At 74.0% G+C, this 22,537-nt stretch carries 18 protein-coding genes; 9 read left to right on the top strand and 9 right to left on the bottom strand.

The features are described 5' to 3' along the window. Nucleotides 1–67 precede the first annotated feature (67 nt). From ACFU7Y_RS04975 to ACFU7Y_RS04960, 4 genes are all read left to right on the top strand, one after another. On the top strand, nucleotides 68–730 hold the full coding sequence (locus ACFU7Y_RS04975) for a DUF5819 family protein (RefSeq protein WP_380766500.1): 663 nt from the start codon (nucleotides 68–70) through the stop codon (nucleotides 728–730). Then, entirely contained in the window at nucleotides 727–2,001 is a 1,275-nt protein-coding gene (locus ACFU7Y_RS04970; RefSeq protein WP_380766499.1) for an HTTM domain-containing protein, read from the top strand. The genes ACFU7Y_RS04975 and ACFU7Y_RS04970 overlap by 4 nt, the downstream gene beginning before the upstream one ends. A 9-nt stretch (nucleotides 2,002–2,010) precedes the next feature. Next, nucleotides 2,011–4,164 carry an FUSC family protein gene (locus ACFU7Y_RS04965; RefSeq protein ID WP_224284209.1) on the top strand — a complete coding sequence of 718 codons (2,154 nt, stop codon included), beginning with the start codon at nucleotides 2,011–2,013 and terminating at the stop codon, nucleotides 4,162–4,164. A 104-nt stretch (nucleotides 4,165–4,268) separates the two neighbouring features. After that, entirely contained in the window at nucleotides 4,269–5,024 is a 756-nt protein-coding gene (locus ACFU7Y_RS04960; RefSeq protein WP_380766498.1) for a TrmH family RNA methyltransferase, read from the top strand. 41 nt (nucleotides 5,025–5,065) lie between these two features. On the opposite strand, the gene ACFU7Y_RS04955 is transcribed toward ACFU7Y_RS04960, so the two are convergent. From ACFU7Y_RS04955 to ACFU7Y_RS04935, 5 genes are all read right to left on the bottom strand, one after another. After that, nucleotides 5,066–6,400 carry a peptidoglycan-binding protein gene (locus ACFU7Y_RS04955; protein ID WP_380766497.1) on the bottom strand — a complete coding sequence of 445 codons (1,335 nt, stop codon included), beginning with the start codon at nucleotides 6,398–6,400 and terminating at the stop codon, nucleotides 5,066–5,068. Nucleotides 6,401–6,608: 208 nt separating this feature from the next. Beyond that, a complete protein-coding gene (locus tag ACFU7Y_RS04950) occupies nucleotides 6,609–7,520 on the bottom strand; it encodes a pyridoxamine 5'-phosphate oxidase family protein (RefSeq protein ID WP_380766496.1) in 912 nt (303 codons plus the stop codon). 26 nt (nucleotides 7,521–7,546) lie between these two features. Next, a complete protein-coding gene (locus tag ACFU7Y_RS04945; protein ID WP_380766495.1) occupies nucleotides 7,547–8,017 on the bottom strand; it encodes a VOC family protein in 471 nt (156 codons plus the stop codon). Between the two features lie 183 nt (nucleotides 8,018–8,200). Continuing rightward, the gene (locus tag ACFU7Y_RS04940; protein ID WP_224281229.1) at nucleotides 8,201–9,217 is read right to left on the bottom strand and encodes an XRE family transcriptional regulator; all 1,017 of its coding nucleotides are present in this window, start codon (nucleotides 9,215–9,217) and stop codon (nucleotides 8,201–8,203) included. 311 nt (nucleotides 9,218–9,528) lie between these two features. Next, complete coding sequence (locus ACFU7Y_RS04935; RefSeq protein ID WP_380766494.1) at nucleotides 9,529–11,685, bottom strand: protease pro-enzyme activation domain-containing protein; 2,157 nt, start codon at nucleotides 11,683–11,685, stop codon at nucleotides 9,529–9,531. 253 nt (nucleotides 11,686–11,938) lie between these two features. Here ACFU7Y_RS04935 and ACFU7Y_RS04930 point away from each other — a divergent pair, with 253 nt between their 5' ends. Beyond that, complete coding sequence (locus tag ACFU7Y_RS04930; RefSeq protein WP_224281227.1) at nucleotides 11,939–12,505, top strand: CGNR zinc finger domain-containing protein; 567 nt, start codon at nucleotides 11,939–11,941, stop codon at nucleotides 12,503–12,505. Nucleotides 12,506–12,575: 70 nt separating this feature from the next. On the opposite strand, the gene ACFU7Y_RS04925 is transcribed toward ACFU7Y_RS04930, so the two are convergent. The 3 genes from ACFU7Y_RS04925 to ACFU7Y_RS04915 all read right to left on the bottom strand — a co-directional run bounded on the left by ACFU7Y_RS04925 (nucleotide 12,576) and on the right by ACFU7Y_RS04915 (nucleotide 17,342). Continuing rightward, nucleotides 12,576–14,066 carry an FAD-dependent oxidoreductase gene (locus ACFU7Y_RS04925; protein WP_224281226.1) on the bottom strand — a complete coding sequence of 497 codons (1,491 nt, stop codon included), beginning with the start codon at nucleotides 14,064–14,066 and terminating at the stop codon, nucleotides 12,576–12,578. 145 nt (nucleotides 14,067–14,211) lie between these two features. Then, entirely contained in the window at nucleotides 14,212–15,912 is a 1,701-nt protein-coding gene (gene paaN / locus ACFU7Y_RS04920; RefSeq protein WP_224281225.1) for a phenylacetic acid degradation protein PaaN, read from the bottom strand. A gap of 161 nt (nucleotides 15,913–16,073) precedes the next feature. Next, nucleotides 16,074–17,342: a glycosyltransferase family 39 protein gene (locus ACFU7Y_RS04915; protein WP_224281224.1), complete on the bottom strand. Its 1,269-nt coding sequence runs from the start codon at nucleotides 17,340–17,342 to the stop codon at nucleotides 16,074–16,076. A 129-nt stretch (nucleotides 17,343–17,471) separates the two neighbouring features. Here ACFU7Y_RS04915 and ACFU7Y_RS04910 point away from each other — a divergent pair, with 129 nt between their 5' ends. Beyond that, nucleotides 17,472–18,056, top strand: coding sequence for a TetR/AcrR family transcriptional regulator (locus tag ACFU7Y_RS04910; RefSeq protein ID WP_224281223.1), 585 nt, complete (start codon nucleotides 17,472–17,474; stop codon nucleotides 18,054–18,056). A gap of 9 nt (nucleotides 18,057–18,065) precedes the next feature. Here ACFU7Y_RS04910 and ACFU7Y_RS04905 read toward each other — a convergent pair whose 3' ends face one another. Next, nucleotides 18,066–18,530, bottom strand: a complete 465-nt coding sequence (locus tag ACFU7Y_RS04905) for an Lrp/AsnC family transcriptional regulator (protein WP_224281222.1) — start codon at nucleotides 18,528–18,530, stop codon at nucleotides 18,066–18,068. 149 nt (nucleotides 18,531–18,679) lie between these two features. Here ACFU7Y_RS04905 and ACFU7Y_RS04900 point away from each other — a divergent pair, with 149 nt between their 5' ends. The 3 genes from ACFU7Y_RS04900 (at nucleotide 18,680) to ACFU7Y_RS04890 (ending at nucleotide 22,166) form a co-directional block, all read left to right on the top strand. Then, a complete protein-coding gene (locus ACFU7Y_RS04900; protein WP_224281221.1) occupies nucleotides 18,680–19,822 on the top strand; it encodes a thiamine pyrophosphate-dependent dehydrogenase E1 component subunit alpha in 1,143 nt (380 codons plus the stop codon). Between the two features lie 80 nt (nucleotides 19,823–19,902). Continuing rightward, entirely contained in the window at nucleotides 19,903–20,871 is a 969-nt protein-coding gene (locus ACFU7Y_RS04895) for an alpha-ketoacid dehydrogenase subunit beta (protein ID WP_380766508.1), read from the top strand. Beyond that, the gene (locus ACFU7Y_RS04890; protein WP_380766507.1) at nucleotides 20,871–22,166 is read left to right on the top strand and encodes a dihydrolipoamide acetyltransferase family protein; all 1,296 of its coding nucleotides are present in this window, start codon (nucleotides 20,871–20,873) and stop codon (nucleotides 22,164–22,166) included. Before ACFU7Y_RS04895 ends, ACFU7Y_RS04890 begins: the two co-directional genes overlap by 1 nt. Nucleotides 22,167–22,537: the final 371 nt, after the last annotated feature.

Genomic DNA, 22,537 nt, shown 5'->3' with positions numbered 1-22,537 from the left:
GGGGCAGGATGGGCGCGCGCGAGCGCGCCGGCACCGGGCCGGCGTCCGCCGACCGGGCGGGGGTGCCATGACCGAGACGACGGACCGGCCGGCTTCCGGGAGGGCCTGGTCCAGGCCCGCGCAGTTGGTCCTCGGCTTCGCCGGGGCGGTGCTGGCCGGCGGCACCGGGCTGTTCCTCGCCGCGGTGTTCCTGCACGTCGCGCCCGCCAACTCGGTGTCCCGGCAGTACCGGGACGAGCTCGACGGCGTGGTGTACCCGGAGTTCGAGCAGAACTGGAAGCTGTTCGCGCCCAACCCGCTCCAGCAGAACGTGAGCGTGGACGCCCGGGTCCGCACCGTCGCGCCCGACGGGACGACCCGCACCCACGACTGGATCGGGCTGACCGCGCAGGACGTCGCCGCGATACGGGGCAACCCGGCGCCCAGCCACGTCGAGCAGAACCTGCTGCGCCGGGCCTGGGACTTCTACGACGCCTCGCACAACCCGCAGGACGAGGCCGCGGCCTCCCCACGCGGCGCGCTCGCCGAGCAGTACCTCAAGCGGATCGCCCTGCAGCGGATCGGCCGGGAGGCGGACGGTGAGCGGATCCTGGAGATCCAGTTCCGGTCGACCGCGGCCACCGTCCCGCCGCCGTCCTGGAGCGGCGAGGCCGAGCCGCCGGCGCCCCGGGTGCGGGAGCTGCCCTGGTGGCCGGTGGCGGACGAGGACTACCGGGGGCTGCTCGGATGAACGAGGCGACGGTGCGGGCCGGGCAGCCGGACGGGGCGGTGGCACCGGACGGGGTGCTGCCGTCGGACGGCGTGCCGCGGCAGGCCGGCGCCGGGCGGCCGGTGGAGTCCGGGGCGGTGGAGTCCGGGGCGGTGCGGATGGCGCGCGGGCCGGGGGCTCCGCTCGGGCGGGGGATGGAGGCCTTCACCGGGCGGGCGCTCGGCCGGCACCAGGCCGCGGTGATGCGGATCGGCTTCGGGCTGGTCTGGCTGGCCTACCTGCTGCGCGAGTGGCCCAACCGGCGGGTGCTGTACGGCGACCGCTCCCCCTGGTCGATGGAGCTGGCCGAGCGGCTGCTGACCGACAACGGGGCGTTCACCGTGCTGCCCTGGTTCGGCGGACGGCTCTGGTTCGAGCTGGTCTACCACCTGGCGGTGCTGGCGGCGCTGGCCGTGCTGCTGGGCTGGCGGACCAGGGCGAGCACGGTGCTGTTCCTGGTCACCGTGCTGTCCCTGCAGAACCGCGACGTCTTCCTCGGCGACGGCGGCGACAACGTCGTCCACCTGATGGCCGTCTACCTGGTCTTCACCCGCTGCGCCGAGGTCTGGTCGCTGGACGCCAGGAGGCCGGGGCCGGGGCGGACCGGGGTGGCGCTCTGGCTGGTGCTCGGGGCCGTCCTGGCCGTCTGTCAGTTCGGCGGCTTCGCCGGTGACAGCCTGACCTGGACCGACCGGGCCTTCCCGTACCTCGGCTGGTCGCCGCTGTTCTGGGGGCTCTGGGCGGTGGCCGGGCTCTGGTGGACGCTCGGCCGGCTGCGGCCGGACGGCGAGCCGCGGGCGGTGCTCGACGGGCTGGCGAACATGGTGCACAACTGCGCGATGCTGGTGATCGCCGTCGAGGTGGTGCTGATCTACGCCACGGCCGGCTGGTACAAGGTGCAGGGCTCGCGCTGGCAGGACGGAACCGCGCTGTACTACCCGCTGCACCTGGACTACTTCACCCCCTGGCCGGGGCTGTCCGCGCTGGTCGGCTCGGCGCTGCTGCCGGTCTTCCTGATCTCGTACGGCACCGTCGTCCTCCAGGTGGCGTTCCCGTTCACGCTGCTCAACCGGCGGGTCAAGAACGTCCTGCTGGCCGTCATGGTGCTGGAGCACGTGGGGATCGCGGTGGTGCTCGGGCTGCCGGTCTTCTCGCTGGCGATGATCGCGGCGGACGCGGTGTTCCTCCCGACCGGGGCACTGCTGTGGGCGGCGGCGCGGCTGAGGCGGATCAGGTGGAGGCTCGCCCCCTAGGATGTCGCTATGTCCTGGTTCGCCGCACTTCGTGACACCGCGCGGACCGGGCTCACCCTGGACCGGGCGCTCACCGACCCCAAGCGGGCGGTGCGCGGGGCGGTCGCGGTGGCGCTGGTGCTCTTCCCGACCCTCGCGCTCGGCGGCGTCGCGCTCGCCACCTCGGCCGCGATGGGCGCGTTCATCGCCGGCTCGGCCACCTTCCAGCGCAGCTTCCGGCCCCGGGCCAGCCTCGCCGTGGCGGCCGGGGCCGGACTCGGCATCAGCACCTTCCTCGGCTACCTGGCCGCCGGTGTCCCCGGGCTGTTCCCGGTGCTGCTCGTGGTCTGGGCCTTCGGCGCCGGGCTGGCCTGGGCGATCGGGCCCACCGCCGGGGTGGTCGCCACCAACACCGTCTCGGTGATGCTGATCGTCGTGCAGCTCCCGGTCAGCGTGGCCACCGCGCTCGGCCACGGGCTGGTCGCCGCCCTCGGCGGGGTCGTCCAGGCCACCGTCATCACCGTCTGGCCGATCGGCAGCTGGACCGCCCAGCGCGAGGCCCTCGCCGACACCTACGCCGAACTCGCCGACTACGCCCGGCGGTTGCGGCAGGACCCGACCGCACACGTGGACCCGGAGCCGTTCATGACGGCCCGCCACGCGGCCGCCCTCACCCCCTGGCAGGACCGCCACCGGCCGCCCGAGCTGCGCGGCCTGCGCGGCATCGCCGAACGCATCCGGCCTACCCTCGCCGCCCTCGCCGACCCCAAGGTGGGCGCCCCCGAGGAGGGGCCGGAGCGGGACCGGGCCCGGGAGGTGCTGGCGGCGGCCGCCGAGGTCATGGACGCCCTCGCCCGGGCGATCCGCACCGGCGACCCGGTCCGGCTCCCCCGCTCCGCGCCCTCGCTCACCCTGGCCGGCTCGGACGAAGGGCCGCGGCTCCAGGGAGCGGCCCGGCGCTCCGCCCGGCGGCTCGGCGGGCTGCTGCGGAAGGCCGCGGACACCCTGGACCGCAACGACGAGGACACCATCACCACGCCCGTGGTCGGGGCCGGCGGGGCGCTGCACAAACCGACCATCGCCCGGATGCTGCCGGTCGCGGCACGGGCCGTCCGGCGGCAGCTCCGGCCGCGCTCGGCGATCTTCCAGCACGCCGTCCGGCTCGCCGGGGTCGTCACCGTCGCCTACCTGCTGGCCCGGCTCGCCGGGTTCCACCACGGCTACTGGGCGCCGATGACCGCCGCGATGGTGATGCGGCCGGACTTCGCGCAGACCTACAGCCGGGGCGTCGCCCGGCTGGCCGGGACGGTGGTCGGGGTCGCCGCCTCGACGCTGGTGGTGCAGCTGATCCACCCCGGGGAGTGGGTGCTGGCCGCGCTGGCGGTGGTCTGCATCGGCGGGTCGTACCTGGCGTTCCGGACCGGGTACGCGCTCACCACGGTCGGGATCTCCACGTACGTGGTGTTCCTGCTCGGGCTGCAGGAAGGCAACCCGTTGGTGACGGCCGTCGAACGGGTCGGGCTCACGCTGCTCGGCGGATCGATCGCGCTCGTCACGTACGCGCTGTTCCCGACCTGGCAGACCGCCCGGCTCGGCGAACGGCTCGCCGAGTGGCTGGCGGCGGCCGGACGGTACGCGGGGGCGGTGATCGCCTGCTACGAGAAGCCGGCGGCGCCGCGCGGACGGACGGTGCGCAGCGCGCTGCTGGACTCGCGGGAGGCACGCTCCGAGCTGATCCAGGCGATGCAGCGGGCCGACACCGAACCGGGGCGGCACGAGTCCGGGCTGGCCGGGGTGAGCCGGCGCCAGATCGACCGGGCCCGGGCGGCGGTCGGAGCCCTCGGACGGGCGGCCGTGCTGCTGGAGGCCCATCTGCCGGCGGCGGACGCGGAGCCCGTGCCGGGGACGGGGGAGTACGCGGAGGAGCTGCGGCTGGCGACGGCGCTCGCGGCGGCGGCGCTGCTGACCGGGCAGCCGGTGGAGTTCGGGGCGGTGCGGGCGGCGCAGGCGCGGTTGGAGGAGGAGCTGGCGGGGGCGCCGGCGGGGGTGCAGCGGGATGTGGTGCGGGCGGGGACCCGGTTGGTGGGGCAGGCGTTGCGGGATCTGGAGCGGGCTTTGCGGGGGAGCTCGTCGACGGGGGGCTTTCGGGAGGGTGGGGGCGGGGCGGATTTGGGGGCTGGTTGATTCTCCGAGTGCCGACTCTGTGGGTGGGGCTGCGGCGTGCGGGCTTCGCCCTGTGCGCCCGCGGGGTGGGGGCGGGTGCGGGTGGGGGTGACAGAGTGGGCGTCATGGACGAGGACGAGCTGGTGCGGGCGTGGCGGGCGGCCGAGCGGGAGCCGGGGGCGGTGCTGCTGGACGGGTTCCACGCGCTGAAGCACGCCCTGCGGTTCGGGGGTGAGGTGCGGCGGGTGCTGACCGCCGACCGGGGGGCCTTGCTGGCGTTGGCGGGCGAGTTGGCGGGGGATGTCGTTCCGGAGCTGGACGGGCTCGCGGTGGAGCTGCCGGAGGCGGCCTTGCGGCGGCTCGTGCCACGGCTGCACCCGACGGGGGTGGTCGCGCTGGCGGTGCGGCCCGGCGCCGAGGCGAACCGGGCGGTGTTGGGCCGTCGGCCGCGGAAGGCGCCGGTGGTGCTGTTGGAGAATCCGCGCAACCTGGGGAACGTCGGGGCGGTGATCCGGCTGGCGGCCGGGTTCGGCGCCACCGGGGTGGTGACCACCGGCGACCTGGACCCGTGGCACCCGAACGTGCTGCGGGGGAGTGCGGGGCTGCACTTCGCGACTGCTGTGGAGCGGTTGTCCCTGGAGCAGCTGCCCGGCGGGCCGCTGTACGTGCTGGACCCGGAGGGCGCGGACATCCGGGATGTGCCGTTCCCGGACGACGCGCTGCTGGCCTTCGGCACCGAGCGGCACGGCGTCTCGGCCGAACTCAAGGTGCGCGCCGACCAGTTGGTGGCGGTGCCGATGCAGCAGGGGGTGTCCAGCTTCAACCTGGCGACCAGCGTCGCGATGGGTCTGTTCCACTGGATGTCCGGGAAGCGGCGCTGAGGCGCGGCGCCCGGGGTGGGCACCGCGCCTCGGGAGGGGCGTCAGGAGAAGAGCCGGCGCCAGGTGTCCGGGCCGGGGTAGCCGTCGGCCTCGCTGCCGCGCCAGCCCTGCGCCTGCTGGAAGGCCTGGACGGCCCGGCGGTCGCTCTCCGTCCAGCGCGGGCCGGGGCCGACGCCGTACGAGGCGCCGAAGCCCTTGCGGACCAGCTGCTCGCCGAGCTGCCGGACGTGGTCGTTGTTCTGGCCGGGGCCGAAGTACTGCGCACCGGGGAAGGCGGAGCCCCCGGTGGCGGGCGGCGGGGGCGGCAGCGGGGTGCCGCCGTCGATGTTGCGGCCCTTGCCGTTGACCAGGTGGTCCCAGGTGTCCTTGCCGGGGATGCCGTCGGCCTCGCTGCCGCGCCAGCCCTGGGCGAGCTGGAAGGCCTGGGTGGCCCTGCGGTCGGCCTCGCTCCAGCGCGGGCCGGGGCCCGAGGAGTAGAACGCGGCGCCGCCGCGCTGCACCAGCATCCGGCCGAGCTCGGTGACGTACGCGTTGTCGGCGCCGGGGCCGAACCTGTCGGCGCCGGGGAAGGCGGTCGAGGAGGTGCCGCCGCCGTTGCCGCCGGCGGACAGGCCGGTGTAGCGGTACGGGACGTAGGAGCCGGAGTTGTTCCAGTACGCGTACGGGGTGGAGCGCTTCTTGGTGGCGGGGCCGGTCTGCTCGTAGGCGACGTACTTGGTGCGTGAGGAGTCGGTCCAGCCGCCGAAGATCGTCACGTGCGAGCCGGCCTGCGGGTCGGCCGGGTTGTTGTAGATCAGCACGTCGCCGGGCTGGAGGTCGTTCTTGCCGATCCGCTCGGCGAAGCCGGGCAGTGTCCAGGTGGTCTGGCTGCTGCCCAGGCCCCAGGCCATCGAGACGAAGCCGGAGCAGTCCTGGCGGTAGCCGTCCGACCAGTAGCGGCTCATGCTGTACGGCACGCCCTGGTCGACCCAGCTCTGGGCGCGCTGGATGATCTGCGCCCGGGTGACCGGCGCGGCGGCGGCGCGGGGGGCGGCGAAGGTGCGGGCGCCCGGGGCCTGGCCGTAGAGGCCGCTGACCTCGCCCTGGGGGGTCTGCGACCGGGCGGCGCTGCTGCCGCCCGGGGTGGGAGTGGGAGCGGGGGCCGCGGTGGCGGAGCCGGCCGCGGCCGTCCCGCCGCCTATCGCGGTGCCCACGGCGGCCATCAGCACGGCGGCCCGGCGGCGGACGCTGCGGGCGGCGGCGTGGCCGCCCTCGTGGACCGGCGCGGCGTGCAGCCGTGCGCGTCGGCGGGCGTTGCAGCCCCCGCATATGCAGTCCTCCGCCGGTTCGACCTCGTCGAACTCCATGAGCGGGGACAGGGGATCGGTAAGGGTCATGCTCCGCCTCTTTCCTGCGGTCTTTCCTGGTCGCCGCCTGACGGCGGGACAGGAGTGGCCTTCCCGGGCCCATTCCGCGTGTTATCGGGACCAAAGTCCCAAAACAGGCGGGGTGCGTCACGATGGGTTAGACCGAACGGGTGACACTCGTTCGGCCCCGGAACGTGGCGTGGGTTAGGTGGGGGCGGCCGGCAGGGGTGAGGCGTGGTCAGCGCGGGATGGCGGGCGAGTACTCGGGGTCGGTCCAGGCCAGCGGGGTGGCGTCGGCCAGCTCGACCACGCCGGTGACGGTCAGTTCGACGATCCGCTCGGCGCCCGGGACGCCCTGCCTGGCCTCCTCGGACCAGTCGGTGCGGGCCTCGCCGGTGACCAGCAGCGACCCACCGGTCTCCCAGTCGGGCAGCAGCAGGCCGGCCCGCGGGTCCAGCTCCAGGTTCCCGAGCGTCAGGAACATGCTGTTGCCCGGGTACTCGGGCCAGCGCAGACGGTTCGGCGCCACCGGTTCCAGGAAGCCGGGGAAGCCGCCGCGGTGGGAGGCGTCCACGCTGCCGTCCGGGCCGGTGCTGGCGATGAAGAAGGTGTCCGCGGTGGCCGCCGCCAGGAGCTGTGAGGTGGTCAGCGCCGCGCCGGCGGCCACCGTGCGGGGCGGGCCGGCGGCCGGGCGGTCCGCCGGGGTGCGGCGCTGGATGTACTTCGGGCAGTTGGCGACCACCTCGTCGGCGTGCACCAGCAGCCCGCCCCGGCCGTCCGGAACGGAGCGGCCGTTGAGCCGCATCCGGCGCCGGCCGGCCGGGTCCAGTGCGATGGTGCCGACCCGGGCGGGGCGGTCCAGCGCCCCGGCCAGCGGGTCGGCCGCGGCCGGGAGGGCGGCGACGGCCATGGTGCGTTCGTCCGGGGCCGAGAGGAAGCCGGCCGGGCCGGCCAGCTGGGTGGCCCAGACCCGGCCGTCCCGGTCGGCGGCGCCGACGACCAGCATCCGGCGCTCGGTCAGGAAGCGGGCGGCGACCGCCGGTACGGTGCGGCGGATCGACCGGCCGGCGTGGTCGGCCCGCTCGGTTCGGCCGGCCCGGGCCTGGGCGGCCCGCTCGCCGGGGTGGTACGGCGTGTCGGTGGTGGTCACGGTCGGCTCCCCCTGGGGTCCGGTTCCTAGAAGAAGCCGCAGGTCGGGGCGTCGGTGTTGGGGACGGCGGCCTCGGTCCCGTCGACCCCGGTGCGGGTGTAGACCTCCAGCCGGATGCCGTCCGGGTCGGTGAAGAAGATGCCGCCGGAGGCCGAGCCCTCGCCGTGCGGGACGACGCCGTCGTAGGCGAACCCGGCGCCCAGCTCGCGCAGCAGCCGTTCGGTGGCGCGGACCTCGTCGAGGCTTTCGACCTCGAAGGAGAGGTGGTGCAGGCCGGGGGAGGTGGTGGCGAAGCCGCCCGTGCTCTGCTGCCAGAGCGTCACCACCAGGCGGCCGTCACGGCCGAGCAGGGCGTAGCGGCGATCGGGGTCGGTGCCCTCGGCGGTGACCTGGAGGCCGAAGACAGCGCGGTAGAAGTCGATCGAGCGGGCCAGGTCGGTGACGTTCAGACCCACGTGGCCGGTCTGCAGGGTGCGGAGCTGGGTGGTGGTGGACATGCCTGGTCGCTCCCGGAGGCGTCGGTGTCCGGCGAGGCCAATGCCTAACCGGTGCTCATGAGGTTAGGAGTTAGGTGATGTGTCGTCAACCAGTTCTCCGCAGTGAGGCGGTTAGTTTTCCGGGTGGGCATGCGAAAGCCCCGCCTGACCGTCAGGTCCGGCGGGGCTGGAGGAGGGGAGGGGTTAAGCCCACTCCCAGCGGATGCCGATGTGGCCCGGCTGCTGGTCCGGGGCCAGGACGTGGGCGCTCGCCGAGGCACCGATCCACAGCTGTTCGCGGCGGTGGTCGACGTCGGCGCCCGGCTCCCGGTCGTAGCGCTCGCAGTGAGCCGGGACGGCCGCCGGGTCGAAGTGCACCTGGAGTACGTACTCGCGCACCGGGGTGGCGAAGCGGCGGCTGTACTCCATGGTCGGGCCGCCGGGCGGGATCTCCACCTCGTACTCGAAGACCGTGCTGTCGCCGAGGCCCAGCGGGCGGTCCAGCATCAGCTCGGCGACGATCAGCCCGGCCTCCGGGCGGCGGCGCACCCGGCCCAGCCGGCCGTGCCGCACCGAGGTGATCTCCGGGCAGCCGGCCGCCTCCTCGTCGGCCATGTGCACCACCAGGCAGCGGCCGACGCCGCCGACCGTGGCACGCACCACCTGGCGCATCCGCAGCAGGTTGCCGCGCCGCTCGGCGTCCACGTAGTAGGAGTCGTGGATGCTCAGGCGCTCCAGCTCGCCGGCCGGCGGGGCGTTCAGCTCGGCGAAGATGTTGGCGATCTCCTGCTCCCCCGGCCAGACGTCCTCCAGCCCGAGGTGGCAGGTGTTGGCCGCGGCGGCCCAGCGGCCGCGCGGGCGCGGCGGGCCGAGCAGCGAGGAGAGCGCGCTGTGCGGCAGGCCGAGCAGCTCCTCCAGCAGGTGGACGGCGCGCAGCGAGCTGGCCCGCTCGGGCTGGCTGCGGCCGCGCCGCCAGTAACTGAGGGTCGTGACGCTGACCCTGACGCCGCGGCCGGCCAGGGCGGCGCGGATGCGGTCCAGGCTGAGGCCGCTGGCCTCGATGGCCAGGTGCAGGGTGTCCGCGAAGCCGCCGACCGGTGCGAGCCGGCCGGGGGGCGGTGCGGGGGCGGTGGCGGGAGCCGGTCCGGACGGGCCGGGGCGCTCCGTGTGCGACCCGACCAGCCGCAGTCGCGCGGCGTCCTGAGGCTGCTGTGCGGCCATGCGGTGAACCTCCCCACCAGGTGAGTTCGGTGGGACCGGGCCGGCGCCGGGGCGCGCCGCCAGCGGCTTCACCGAGCTTTGGGGAACCCTATGCACGGTCGAGAGGCTACGTCATCAGTCGTGCGTATGACAGTGGTCACGGCAGGTGGACCGAAGGGTTAGCGATCTTGAAACAGTCCGGAAACACAAGCCGTGGACACCGGCCCTCCCGGGCCGGCGAACCGTCCCGGGAGGGCGGGGGACGGACACCGCCGGGGCGGGCCCTGACGGCTCCGCCCCGGCGGGGGTTCGGTGGTGCTACCGGCCGGTGATCAGTTGACGTTCAGCGCGACGTCGTCGATCACGAAGCTGGTCTGGAGCGACGAGTCCTCGGTGCCGGTGAACGTGACGGTCACGGTCTTGCCGGCGAAGGAGGTCAGGTCCAGGGTGCGCTGGACGTAGCCGGCGGCCGCGTCCGCGTTGGAGTAGGTCGCCAGCGTGGTGCCGTTGGCCTGGACGGTCAGCTTGTCGTACGCGGTGGAGCCGGTCTCCGCGGTGTCGATGTGCAGCCAGAAGGTCAGCTTGGCGGAGGCGCAGCCGGCCGGGATCGAGACGGTCTGCGACATGGTGTCGGTGTGGGCCGAGCCGTAGCCGTCCATCCAGGACTTCCAGCCGCCCGAGTGGGCCGGCTGGGAGGCGCTGTTGTCGATCACGCCGCTGGAGGCGGTCCACGGGGAGGCGGTGCCGTTCTCGAAGCCGCCGTTGCCGATCAGCTGGGCGGCGGTGCAGCCGCCGGACGGCGGGGTGGTGCCGCCGCCGAGCAGGGCGGTGGTCAGCGCGTCGGCGACCGGGGAGCCCCAGCCGGTGACCTGGTCGTAGCCGGCCTTGGCGGAGAAGTCCTGGTTGGCACCGGTGGTCACGTCGTGGAAGGTGCTGCCGTAGCTGCTGCTGTTCGCCACCGAGTACAGCCGCGGGCTCGCCTCGCCGAGGACCGGCTGGCCGGCGGCCTTGGCCTTCTGGTTGAACTGGGCCGCGTAGCCGGACCAGAGCGGCGCGGCCGCGCTGGTGCCGCCGTAGACCTGCCAGGCGCCGGCGGTGTAGATCGCGAAGCCGCTGGCCGGGTCGGCGTTGGAGGAGACGTCAGGGACGGTGCGCATGGTGCCGCTGACACCGGTGCCGGTCTGCCAGCTGGGCTTGGCGAACACGGTGGAGACGCCGCCGCCGGCGGTGCTCCAGGCGCTCTCCGAGGAGTAGGTGTTGCTGCTGGAGACCTTGAGGTTGGTGCCGCCGACGCCGGTCTGGTGCGGGCTGGAGGCCGGGAAGTCGACCGCCTTGACGGTCGAGCCGCTGGTGGAGCGGGTGCAGTCGCGGGAGCCGTCGTCGCCGGAGGCGGAGAAGATCGAGATGCCCTGGGCGGCGGCCTGCTTGAAGGCGTTGTCGACCGCGGTCATCGAGGAGGCGGTGGTGTCCGGCTCGCAGGAGCCCCAGGAGATCGAGACCACCGAGACCCGGTTGTCGGTCACGATCTTGTTGGCCATGTCGATCTCGCCCTGGTCGCTGTTGGGCGCCTCGTAGACCAGCTGGGTGGCCTTGGGCGCCGCGCCGCGGACGATCTCGCTGTCCAGCTCGACCTCGCCCTGGCCCTGGCCGGGGGCGGAGTCGTAGCTCGCGCCGTCCACCGAGACGGTGGAGACGGCCGGGCCGGACAGGCCGTACTGGGAGTCGTAGGTGGTCAGGTTCGAGGACTTGTAGCCGTCGAACTCCCACAGTGCGACCGTGGTGCCGGTGCCGTCCGCGCCGGTCTTGTTGAGGTTGTAGGCGCCGGTGTACTGGGCCGGGGCCATGCCGCTCGGGGTGGAGCTCGCGGTGTTCGGGGTGACCGCGTTCGGCGTGGCCAGGCGGTTCTTGCGCACCGCGTGGTTGTCCAGGCCGCTGACGCCCTGGACCACGGCGGCCAGGTCGGACGGGATCGAGGCGGCGGCGTCGTTGGCGAAGAAGGCGCGCTGGAGCTGCGGGTCGAGGTACGAGCTCTCGTGCGTGCCGAAGGCCTGGGAGACCTGGGCGGCGGTGCCGTGGGCGTTGACCACCTGGCGGTTGGTGCTCACGTCGGTGACGGTCAGGCCCTGCTGGGCCAGGTAGGCCCTGACCTGGTCGACGGCGGCCTGGGTCGGGCCGAACTGCGCGGTGAACTGCTCCGGCGTCAGGTAGTGGCCGTACTCCGGGGTGCCCGGGGTGGCGACCGCGGTGAGGAAGCGGTCCAGGGCGTCGGTGTTGCGCAGCTTCAGGCTGACGGACACCGCGATCTGCTGCGCGGCCGGGACGTCACCCTTCTTCTCCGAGTGGGCCACTGCGGGGTTCACGGTGTTCGGCAGGGCGACGCGCGGGGCGGCGTTGGGCGTGGCGGCCTGCGCGGTGGAGACACCGAGCGAGACGGCGGTCAGCGGCAGCACGGCTATCGCCGCGGCGAGGGCAAGGGAGCGGGGGCGCAACGGATCCTCCTCCGGCCGGCTGTGGGGGCCGGCAAGGGGCCAGGCGTTCAGGTCGAGAACGCTGGCTAGAACATGACAGAACCCGTGTGCGAAGTGGCTCATGGCCGGGCAATTCGTTGCTAAAAAACAGTCAACTGTGGAGGGCCGGAAACTCGGCGGTTCCATACAGTGAATGGCCGGGATCCGGGGGCCGGTCCACGCCGGCCGGGGCTGGGAGGGGCGGACGTAGAATCGGGCCGAGCCGAGGAGGGCGATGACTGACGTGCAGCCGGACCCGAGGGACCCGCGACCGCTGATCGGCGAGCCGCTCGCGCTCGACCTGCTCAACACGCGCTGGGCCGGAACACCCGTCAACGACCTGCTCACCGGCGTCGAGGGGTACGCGACCTGGCTCTCCTCCGCCGGGCTGAACGAGCGCTGCGCAGCCGACGAGGCGGGGCTGGCGGCGATCCGGCAGACCCGTGAGGCCGTCCTGCTCGCCGCCCGGGACGCCCGCGAGCAGGGCGAGTTGGGCGCCGGGGCGCGGGACGGACTGGACGCGGTGCTGGCGCACGGACGGATCCGGCGGGTGGCGGCGCCGGGCGGGGCCGAGGACCGGATCGAGACCGACCGGCCGGAGTGGCTGGCACCCTGGCTGGCGGCGGACGGCTTCCTCGCACTGCTGGGGCAGGGGGCGCGGCGGGTCAAGCAGTGCGCGCACGAGGCGTGCATCCTGCACTTCTTCGACGCCTCGCAGAACGGCCGTCGGCGGTGGTGCCGGATGGCGGTGTGCGGGAACCGGGCGAAGGCGGCGCGGCACTACGTGAAGGCGCGGGGCTGACCGACGGCCGGACGCCGGGCCGGGTGGACGGGCGGGCGCGCGGTGGGTCGCGCACCCGCCCGAAGGGCGGTCAGGCCGGGGCGCCGAGCCAGTCGGTGAGGGCGGTGCGGAGCTCGCCCTGGCCCGGATCGACGGCGGCCCAGGCGACGTAGCCGTCCGGGCGGATCAGCAGGACGGTGTCGCGCAGCTTGCCGTGCGGATCGGCGGGGGCGGCGCAGACCATGCGGTCGGCCCAGGGTTCGGCGGCGGCCAGCTCGTCATTGCTGACCAGGACGAACTTCCCGGCGCGCAGCGCCTCGTAGAGCCGCTCGGGAGCGGCCGGGGCGCCCTCGACGGGCTTGCTCAGGGCGGTCAGCCGGAGGTCCGGGACGCGCTTGCCGACCTGCGGGTGGGCGTCCTTGGGGGCGGGGTAGGAGATGCCGATGCCGGAGATCAGCTTGGCGCCGCGCTCGGTGACCGGGTCGAGGCGGCTGCCCAGCGCGGTGAGCGCCCCGCGCAGGGCGCGGGTGGGGGCGGACTCGGCGAGCGCCAGCCGGATCAGCGCGCCGGAGGTGCGCAGGACCGTCCTGCCGACCGGGTGCCGCTCGGTCTGGTAGGTGTCCAGCAGGGCGTCGGTGGCCCGGCCCCGGAGGGTGGCGGCGAGCTTCCAGGACAGGTTGGCGGCGTCCTGGATGCCGGTGTTCATGCCCTGGCCGCCGGCCGGGGAGTGGCAGTGCGCGGCGTCGCCGGCCAGGAAGACCCGGCCGGAGCGGTAGTTGGGGGCCTGCCGCTCGTCGCTGTGGAAGGTGGAGCTCCAGCGCACCTCGTGCAGGCCGTAGTCCTCGCCGAGGACGGCCCGGCAGAGGGCGGTGAGCTGCTCGGCCGAAGGGGTGGTGCCGTCCGGGTACCGTTCCTCGCGGTCCCAGGCGATGATCCGGAACCAGCCGTCGCCGAACGGGACGACGAAGGCGAAGCCGGCCCGGTTGGCGCCGACGGTGACCGCCTGGGCGGGCTCGTGGTCCAGCCGGACGTCGGCCAGCACCACCGAGTCGACCACCGACTCCCCGGGGAACGGGATGCCCAGCAGGTCGCGGACGGTGGAGTGGATGCCGTCGGCGGCGACCGCGTACGCGGCGCGGTGGCTGCGCCCGTCCCGGGTCTCCAGGGTCACGCCCTCGGCGTCCTGGCGCAGCCCGGTGACCTCGGCGCCGCGCAGCACGGTGGCGCCGGCCTCTTCCGCGCGCTCCAGCAGCAGCCGTTCGACGTTGTACTGCGGGGTGATCAGGACGAACGGGAAGCGGGTGGGCAGCGAGCCCAGGTCGACGCCGAAGCGGTCGAACATCCTCAGTTCGGTGAGCGGAAGGCCGGTGGCGATCAGCTCCTCGGCCAGGCCCCGGGCGTCCAGCAGTTCCAGGGTGCGCGCGTGCACGCCGAAGGCCCGGGTGAGGTTGGACTCGGCGGACCGCTTCTCCAGCACGGTGACGCCGACTCCGGCGGCGGCGAGATCGCCGGCCAGCAGCAGTCCGGTCGGTCCGGCGCCGACGATCAGGACGTCGGTTTCGGTCGTCGGCTTCACGGCCATGTGTCAGCTCCCGTTGTTCGGAGGGCGGTCGGACGCCGTTCCCGGCGTTCTCCCAGCCTCCATCATCGCGGGTGCGGTCGGAGCCGTGAACCGCCGGGCCCCGGCGGTGGGTGACCGCCGGGGCCCGGATCCACCGGCACGGGGCTCAGGAGTGCCGGCGGATCTCCACCGTGCGGAACCGGTTGGCGACGAACGCGCCGTCGCAGTAGGCCGAGTTGGCGGCCGGGTTGGCGCCGGTGCCGTGCAGGTCCGAGAAGGCGGCGGTCTGGTTGGGGTAGACCCCGCCGGTCAGGTTGAGCGAGAGCGAGACGCCGGAGTCCAGCGCGGCCTCGACCAGCAGCGCCTCCACCTCGGGCGAGGTGGTGTAGCCGGAGGCGGTCATGGCGCCCTTCTCGCGGACCGTGGTGCGCAGCAACTCGACGGCGGCGGCGGTGGATTCGACGGCGACGGCGAAGGAGACCGGGCCGAAGCACTCGTTGCGGAAGACCGCGCGGTCGTCCGGCTTGTCGGCGTCCAGCCTGACCAGCGCGGGGGTGCGGACGGTCGCACCGGGGAAGTCCGGCGAGGTCACCGGGCGCGGGGCGAGGGCGAGTTCGCCGTACTCGCCGCCGGCCGCGGCGGCCGAGCGCTGGAGCACCCCGGGGTTGACCACGGCGCCGAGGATCGCCGCCGCGCGGGCGTCGTCGGAGAGCAGGCCCTCGATGGCGCCGGCCAGGTCGGTGACCACCTGGTCGTAGGACTTGTCGCCCTGGTCGGTGGCGATGCCGCCGCGCGGGATCAGCACGTTCTGCGGGGTGGTGCACATCTGGCCGCTGTAGAGCGAGAGCGCGAAGGCCAGGTTGCCCAGCATGCCCTTGTAGTCGTCGGTGGAGTCGATGACCACCGCGTTGACGCCGGCCTTCTCGGTGTACACCTGCGCCTGCCTGGCGTGCTCCTCCAGCCAGTCGCCGAAGGCGGTGGAGCCGGTGTAGTCGATCAGCTTGATCTCCGGGCGGACGGCGAGTGCCTGGGCGACGGTGCCGCCCTCGTGCTCGGCGGCCAGGCAGACCAGGTTGGGGTCGAAGCCGGCGTCGGCGAGCACCTCGCGGGCGACCCGCACGGTCAGCGCGAGCGGCAGTACGGCCCGCGGGTGCGGCTTGACCAGCACCGGGTTGCCGGTGGCGAGCGAGGCGAACAGCCCGGGGTAGCCGTTCCAGGTGGGGAAGGTGTTGCAGCCGATCAGCAGTGCGAGGCCGCGCGGGACGACGGTGAACTCCTTGGTCATCACCAGCGGGTCGCGCTTGCCCTGCGGCTTGGTCCAGCCGGCCTGCTGCGGCAGCCGGGTCTGCTCGGCGTAGGCGTAGGCGACCGCCTCCAGGCCGCGGTCCTGGGCGTGCGGGCCGCCGGCCTGGAAGGCCATGCCGTAGGCCTGGCCGGTGGTGTGCATGACGGCCTGGGCGAACTCGTGGGAGCGGGCGTTGATCCGGTGGAGGATCTCCAGGCAGACGGCGGCGCGCTCCAGCGGGGTCGCGGCGGCCCAGCCGGGGCGGGCGGCGGTGAGCGCGGCGATCAGCGCGTCCGGGCCGGCGTGCGGGTAGGTGATGCCCAGCTCGACGCCGTACGGGGAGGCCTCGCCGCCGACCTGGTCGCCGTCGGTGGGGTGGCCGTCGAGGGTGAAGGGCCTGCCGAGCAGGGCGTCGAAGGCGGCCTTGCCGTCCGCCGGGCCGCTCTCGCCGTAGGCCTTCGGGAACTCGGGGTAGGGCGACCAGTAGTCGCGCTTGGCGGCGGCGGCGAGCGCGGCGTCCAGGGTGGCCTGGTGGCGCTCGACCAGCTCGCTGACGAGGGGGTGGGTGACCGCTGCGGACATCTGTGCGCTCCTCGGAGGGCCTCGAAAAGCAGGACGGGACACGTCACAGGGTAACCGAACGATCGGTCGGCTCAAGAGGGTGCCGTGGCGGGGAATCCACCGAAACGAACGGGGGCGCGTCCATGGCGGACGCGCCCCCGTGGGCTCGGGTGAGCAGGGGTCTACGGCACGCCGAGCTCGAATATCACGTACCCGGCGTACCAGCCGGAGGCGACCGCACCGGTGCCCAGGACGGTGGCCAGCACCGGCAGGCTCAGCTTGCGCATCCCCACCGCCAGCGCGATGAACAGCGGGAACGCGGGCAACAGGTAGCGCGAGACGTTGCCGAAGATGCCCAGGCTGCCGAGCACCGAGACGATCGTCGCGAGCGTGTAGGCGGTCAGCACCAGCGGCGGGCGCAGCCGGATCAGCAGCACGATCAGCATCGGCAGGCTGAGCACGATCAGGGTGGCGAACAGGTCCGGCAGCGGGAAGGCGAAGGGGTAGTCGCTGCGGCCCAGCAGCACCCCGCGGATCGCGTGCCAGGTGCCCTGGCCCCAGTCGAAGTAGTGCAGCCAGGCGTCGTGCTGGAGCCGGAAGTAGCCGCCCCACTCGCCCGTCCGCCAGCCCACCCAGCCGACGTAGCCGAGCAGGCCGACCGGGGCCAGCAGCATCGCGGTCAGCGGGCGCAGGACGCCGCTCTCCCGGCGGTACAGCTCGACCAGCGCGGCCAGGCCCACCGCGCCGATCAGTGCCGCCGAGGTCGGCCGGTTGAGCCCGGCGACCAGGGTGATCACCCCGGCCGCGACCCACTGCCTGGTCATCACGCAGTAGCAGGCCCAGGCGGCCAGGGCGACGAAGAGGGAGTCCGAGTAGACCGCCCACTCGGCGCCCGAGCCCGGGGCGATCGCCCAGATTCCGGCCGCGATCACGCCCGAGCGCGCGTCGCCGGTCAGCTTCTCCACCACGGCGTGGATGCCGGCCGCGGCGAACAGCGAGGCCACCACCGAGACCAGCATCCCGGCGCCGTACAGGCCGAGGCCGGTGGCGTCCGAGGTGAGCCGCATCAGGCCCGGGTAGAGCGGGAAGAACGCGGCCGAGTTCTGCTCGACGCTGAAGCCGACCGGTCCGTTCGGTATCGGGACGAGCGCCGGGTGGTAGCCGAACTGGGCCACCTGTTGGTACCACCAGCCGTCCCAGCTGGCCACCACGTCCCAGGGATTGGCGCCGCCACCGAACCGGGCCGGCTTCTTCGCGTACTCGCCGGCGAAGGAGAGCAGCTTCATGAAGACGGTGAAGCCGATCAGCTTCAGCACCGCGTAGCACCACACGGCCGGTCCGAAGCGGGCCACCAGGGCGCGGGCGCGCTCCTGCCAGGTGTGCGCGGCGCCGTCCGGATCCCCGCTGCGCTGCTCTGGGACGTCGGAGGCGACTGCCCGTATTGCGTTCATCGGCCGTGGACCCCAGTGCTCTGGACGTGGACGGATCGTCCGGAGAGTCTAGGGCCTGCCTCCTTCGGTTGGTGTGGACCAGCCGGACCCGATCGAGTACCGCCAGGGGCGGCCGGGGATACTCGGAGGATGGCCGATCACACCACGCGCACCGCCTACACCGTGGAGTCACTGCTCGCGGTGACCGTCGACGTCTTCAACGAGCGCGGCTACGACGGCACCTCCATGGAGGACCTGTCCCGGGCGGCCGGGATCTCCAAGTCCTCCATCTACCACCACGTGCGCGGCAAGGAGGAGCTGCTGCGCCTGGCGGTCGGGCGGGCGCTGGACGGGCTGTTCGCGATCCTGGCCGAGCCGGCCGCGGTGGAGGGCCCGGCGGTGGAGCGGCTGGAGCACGTGGTGCGGCGCACCGCCGAGGTGCTGCTGGAGGAGCTGCCGTACGTGACGCTGCTGCTGCGGGTGCGCGGCAACACGGCCACCGAGCAGTGGGCGCTGGAGCGCCGGCGGGACTTCGACCACCAGGTCGCCGGGTTGCTGCGGGCGGCGGTCGCGGACGGCGCGCTGCGCGCGGACGTGGAGCCGCGGCTGGCCACCCGGCTGCTGTTCGGGATGATCAACTCGATCGTGGAGTGGTACCGGCCGGGGCTCAAGGCCGCCGACGGGGTCGCGGACGCGGTGGTCCACCTGGCCTTCGACGGGCTGCGGGCGCGCTGACCCGTCCCCTCACGAGAGGGGCGGCACCTGGTCGGTCTCCTCGAAGACCAGCATGGTGCGGGTGCCGAGCACCTGGGGGATGGACTGGATGCTGCCCAGCACCAGCTCCCGCAGGGTCTTGTTGTCGGCGGTGTGCACCAGCAGCAGGACGTCGAAGTCCCCGCCGACCAGCGCGATGTGCGCCACCCCGGGCAGTCCCAGCAGCTGCTCGCGCACCGTCCGCCAGGAGTTCTGGACGATTTTCAGGGTGATGTACGCGGACGCGGCCTGACCCGCCCGTTCGTGGTCCACCCTGGCAGTGAAGCCGCGGATGATGCCGTCCTCGACCATTCTGGAGATCCGGGCGTACGCGTTGGCCCGGGACACGTGCACCCGCTCGGCCACCGAGCGGATGGAGGCGCGGCCGTCCTGCTGCAGCAGCCGCAGGATCGACCGGTCGACCCGGTCGAGTCTGGACATCTGTTCAGCCGACATGACCCCCCACCCTCCCCGATTGGACGTACTGCCACCAGTCGACCGCCGAACGGGCCGAATGTCCACCACCTTGTCACGCTTCTGGTCAAGATGAACAGACGACCGAACAATCGGTAGGGAGCCCCCGCCACCCCTGGAGGTGCCCCGAGATGACCGTTCTCGACCACAGACACCACACGCCTGTGCCCGGCTGGCTGCCCGGGGCCACCGCCCCGCGCGCCGATCCGGCACCCCTCCTCCCGGACCTCTCCCCCGTCCGGGCGATCGGCACCCCCGCGCTGGAGAAGTACGACCCGGCCCTGCTGCGCGAGCTCTACCGCCGGCTGGTCGTCGGCCGCCGGTACAACCAGCAGGCCACCACCCTGACCAAGCAGGGCAGGCTCGCCGTCTACCCGGCGTCCACCGGCCAGGAGGCCTGCCAGGTCGCCGCCGCGCTGGTGCTCGGCGAGCGCGACTGGCTCTTCCCCAGCTACCGCGACACCCTCGCCGTGGTCTCCCGGGGCGTCGACCCGCTGGAGGCGCTGACCCTGCTGCGCGGCAGCGCCCACACCGGCTACGACCCGCGGGCCAGCCGCACCGCCCCGCTCTGCACCCCGCTCGCCACCCAGGCCCCGCACGCCGTCGGGCTGGCGCACGCCGCCCGGCTGCGCGGCGAGCCGGTGGTCGCGCTGGCGATGCTCGGCGACGGCGGCACCAGCGAGGGCGACTTCCACGAGGCGCTGAACTTCGCGGCCGTGCTGGGCGCCCCGGTGGTCTTCCTGGTGCAGAACAACGGCTACGCGATCTCCGTCCCGCTCAGCGCGCAGTCCGCCGCGCCGAGCCTGGCCCACAAGGCCGTCGGCTACGGCATGCCGGGCCGGCTGGTGGACGGCAACGACGCACCCGCCGTGCACTCGGTGCTGACCGAGGCGGTCGAGCGGGCCCGGGCCGGCGGGGGCCCGACCCTGGTCGAGGCGCTGACCTACCGGATCGACGCCCACACCAACGCCGACGACGCCACCCGCTACCGCACCGAGCCCGAGGTGGCCGCCTGGCGCGAGCACGACCCGATCCTGCTGATGGAACGCGCGCTGCGCGGGCTCGGCCTGCTGGACGACCGGCTGGTGCGGGAGGCGGCGGACGAGGCGGAGGCACTGGCGGCCCGGATGCGGGCCGAGTTCCACGCCGACCCGGCCCTGGACCCGATGTCGCTGTTCGCCCACGTCTTCGCCGAACCGACACCTCAACTACGGGAGCAGGCAGAACAGTTGGCCGCCGAGCTGGCCGCGGAGGCGGAGGTGGCCGACCGATGAGCACGGCTTCCCACCCGTCGCCCGCCCCCACCCTCGGCGCGGCGGCGGTACGGAACACCTCCGGTGCCCGTACCGCCAGCATGGCGCAGGCGCTCAACTCCGCGCTGCGGGACGCCATGCGCGAGGACCCGACGGTGCACGTGCTCGGCGAGGACGTCGGCGCGCTCGGCGGCGTCTTCCGGATCACCGACGGGCTCACCGCCGAGTTCGGCCCGGAACGCTGCCTGGACACCCCGCTGGCCGAGGCCGGAATCCTCGGCACCGCGATCGGCATGGCGATGTACGGGCTGCGCCCGGTGGTCGAGATGCAGTTCGACGCCTTCGCCTACCCGGCGCTGGAGCAGCTGTTCTCGCACGTCGCCAAGATGCGCAACCGCACGGCGGGCAGGCTCCCGCTGCCGATCACCGTCCGCATCCCGTACGGCGGCGGCATCGGCGGCGTCGAGCACCACAGCGACGCCTCCGAGGCGTACTACACCAGCACCCCCGGCCTGCACGTGGTCACCCCCGGGACGGTGGCCGACGCGTACGGGCTGCTGCGTGCCTCGATCGCCTCCGACGACCCGGTGGTCTTCCTGGAGCCCAAGCGGCTCTACTGGGGCAAGGCCGACTTCGACCCGGCGGCGGCGGTCGAGCCGATCGGCCGGGCGGTGCTGCGGCGCACCGGCACCTCCGCCGTGCTGATCACCTACGGCCCCTCGCTGCCGGTCTGCCTGGCGGCGGCCGAGGCGGCGCAGGCCGAGGGCTGGGACCTGGCGGTGCTGGACCTGCGCACCCTGGTGCCGTTCGACGACGAGACGGTCTGCCGGGTGGTGCGCTCGCTCGGCCGGGCCGTGGTGGTGCACGAGGCGAGCGGCTTCGGCGGCACCGGCGCGGAGATCGCCGCCCGGGTGACCGAGCGCTGCTTCCACCACCTGGCCGCGCCCGTGCTGCGGGTCACCGGCTTCGACGTCCCGTACCCGCCGCCCATGCTGGAGCACCACCACCTGCCCGGGGTGGACCGGATCCTGGACGCGGTCGCCCGGCTGCAGTGGGAGGACCGAGGATGATGCCCGTCGTGCGGGAGTTCCGGCTGCCCGACCTCGGTGAGGGGCTCACCGGGGCGGAGGTGGTGCGCTGGATGGTCGAGGTCGGCGAGGTGATCGCGGTCGACCAGCCGGTGGTGGAGGTGGAGACCGCCAAGGCCGTGGTGGAGGTGCCCTGCCCGTACGGCGGGGTGGTCACCGCGCGGTACGGCGAGGAGGGCGAGGAGATCGCCGTGGGCGCGCCGCTGGTGACGGTCGCGGTGGCGCCGGCGGAGGGGAGCGCTCCGCAGGCTCCGGTCGAGCCGGCCGTTGCCGTTGCCGCTGCCGGGGTGGAGCGGCCGCTGGTCGGGTTCGGGGTCGCCGAGCCGGGCCGGGGAGGGCGGCGGCGCCGGGTCGGGGCACCGGCCTCGGCCGTGGCCGTGGTGGCTCCCGCGCCGGCTGCGGCTGTGCCGGCCGGGCCGGCGGTGGTGCCGGTGATCTCGCCGCTGGTGCGGCGGCTGGCCCGGGAGCAGGGGGTCGACCTGGCCGCGCTCACCGGGAGCGGTCCGGACGGGCTGATCATGCGTGCGGACGTCGAACGGGCGGTCGCGGCCAAGGTGGCCGCTCCGGCGGTCGCCGGGCCCGCCGCGCAGGAGGGTGTCGTCCCGTTGCGCGGGCTGCGCAAGGCAGTGGCCGAGAAGCTCGGCCGCAGTCACCGGGAGATCCCGGCGGCGACCTGCTGGGTGGACGCGGACGCCACCGAACTCATGGCGCTGCGACGGCAGTTGAACGCAACGCCGGGGCCGAAGGTGAGCGTGCTGGCGCTGCTGGCGCGGATCTGCACGGTCGCGCTGGCGCGCTTCCCGGAGCTCAACTCCTCGGTGACCGAGGACGGTTCGGGCATCATCCGGCACTCGGCGGTGCACCTGGGCTTCGCCGCCCAGGGCGAGCGCGGGCTGGTCGTCCCGGTGGTGCGGGACGCGCAGGACCGCAGCACCGAGCAACTGGGCGAGGAGCTTGGCCGGTTGACCGAGGCGGCGCGCAGCGGCGCGCTCACCCCGGCCGAACTGACCGGTGGCACCTTCACGTTGAACAACTACGGGGTGTTCGGCGTGGACGGCTCCACCCCGATCCTCAACCACCCGGAGGCGGCGATGCTCGGGGTCGGCCGGATCGTCGCCAAACCCTGGGTCCACCAGGGGGAGTTGGCGGTGCGCGAGGTGACGCAGCTGTCGTTCACCTTCGACCACCGGGTCTGCGACGGCGGGACGGCGGGCGGCTTCCTGCGGTTCGTCGCGGACTGCGTGGAGCAGCCGGGGATGCTGCTGCGGCAGCTCTGAGCCCGGCCGTCGGGCGGGACCCGCGATTGCCCTGGGTGCGCGGAGGGGCACCCAGGGCAACCGTGGACCGGGGAGAGTAGCGCGTTCCGGGCCCGGGTGTCCGGGCTTCGCGCGATTCGCCGGACGAGCGGTTCGGGCGTGCCACGCTGCCTTGGCGCCAGTAGGGACAAGCCGGGTGGTGGCGCAGGGCGGCCGGAGGCGAAACGATTCTCTTGGGTACTCGAAACGTAGCGGTGAAGTCCCGCGGAACGGTCCTGGTCCGCACCGGGCACGGCTCGGCGGGGATCGCCTCCGTCCCGGGCCTGCCGGCGGCCGCGCCCGGAGGGCGCCGGGCGCGGGAGCTGACCGTCCGGCCGCCGATGCCCCTGGAC

The organism is Kitasatospora sp. NPDC057542, from assembly GCF_042801945.1.
Classification (GTDB): domain Bacteria; phylum Actinomycetota; class Actinomycetes; order Streptomycetales; family Streptomycetaceae; genus Kitasatospora.
The sequence above is the reverse complement of the archived record's forward strand: the minus strand, read 5'-3'. Positions and strand labels throughout refer to the sequence as shown.

Bases quoted from the DNA above. Each gene is read 5' to 3' on its own strand.
- ACFU7Y_RS04905 (WP_224281222.1), bottom strand. From the start codon at position 18,530: ATGTCGGCTGAACAGATGTCCAGACTCGACCGGGTCGACCGGTCGATC.
- ACFU7Y_RS04910 (WP_224281223.1), top strand. From the start codon at position 17,472: ATGGCCGATCACACCACGCGCACCGCCTACACCGTGGAGTCACTGCTC.
- paaN (WP_224281225.1), bottom strand. From the start codon at position 15,912: ATGTCCGCAGCGGTCACCCACCCCCTCGTCAGCGAGCTGGTCGAGCGC.
- ACFU7Y_RS04930 (WP_224281227.1), top strand. From the start codon at position 11,939: ATGACTGACGTGCAGCCGGACCCGAGGGACCCGCGACCGCTGATCGGC.
- ACFU7Y_RS04895 (WP_380766508.1), top strand. From the start codon at position 19,903: ATGGCGCAGGCGCTCAACTCCGCGCTGCGGGACGCCATGCGCGAGGAC.
- ACFU7Y_RS04915 (WP_224281224.1), bottom strand. From the start codon at position 17,342: ATGAACGCAATACGGGCAGTCGCCTCCGACGTCCCAGAGCAGCGCAGC.
- ACFU7Y_RS04925 (WP_224281226.1), bottom strand. From the start codon at position 14,066: ATGGCCGTGAAGCCGACGACCGAAACCGACGTCCTGATCGTCGGCGCC.
- ACFU7Y_RS04890 (WP_380766507.1), top strand. From the start codon at position 20,871: ATGCCCGTCGTGCGGGAGTTCCGGCTGCCCGACCTCGGTGAGGGGCTC.
- ACFU7Y_RS04970 (WP_380766499.1), top strand. From the start codon at position 727: ATGAACGAGGCGACGGTGCGGGCCGGGCAGCCGGACGGGGCGGTGGCA.
- ACFU7Y_RS04960 (WP_380766498.1), top strand. From the start codon at position 4,269: ATGGACGAGGACGAGCTGGTGCGGGCGTGGCGGGCGGCCGAGCGGGAG.
- ACFU7Y_RS04940 (WP_224281229.1), bottom strand. From the start codon at position 9,217: ATGGCCGCACAGCAGCCTCAGGACGCCGCGCGACTGCGGCTGGTCGGG.
- ACFU7Y_RS04965 (WP_224284209.1), top strand. From the start codon at position 2,011: ATGTCCTGGTTCGCCGCACTTCGTGACACCGCGCGGACCGGGCTCACC.
- ACFU7Y_RS04900 (WP_224281221.1), top strand. From the start codon at position 18,680: ATGACCGTTCTCGACCACAGACACCACACGCCTGTGCCCGGCTGGCTG.
- ACFU7Y_RS04945 (WP_380766495.1), bottom strand. From the start codon at position 8,017: ATGTCCACCACCACCCAGCTCCGCACCCTGCAGACCGGCCACGTGGGT.
- ACFU7Y_RS04955 (WP_380766497.1), bottom strand. From the start codon at position 6,400: ATGACCCTTACCGATCCCCTGTCCCCGCTCATGGAGTTCGACGAGGTC.
- ACFU7Y_RS04975 (WP_380766500.1), top strand. From the start codon at position 68: ATGACCGAGACGACGGACCGGCCGGCTTCCGGGAGGGCCTGGTCCAGG.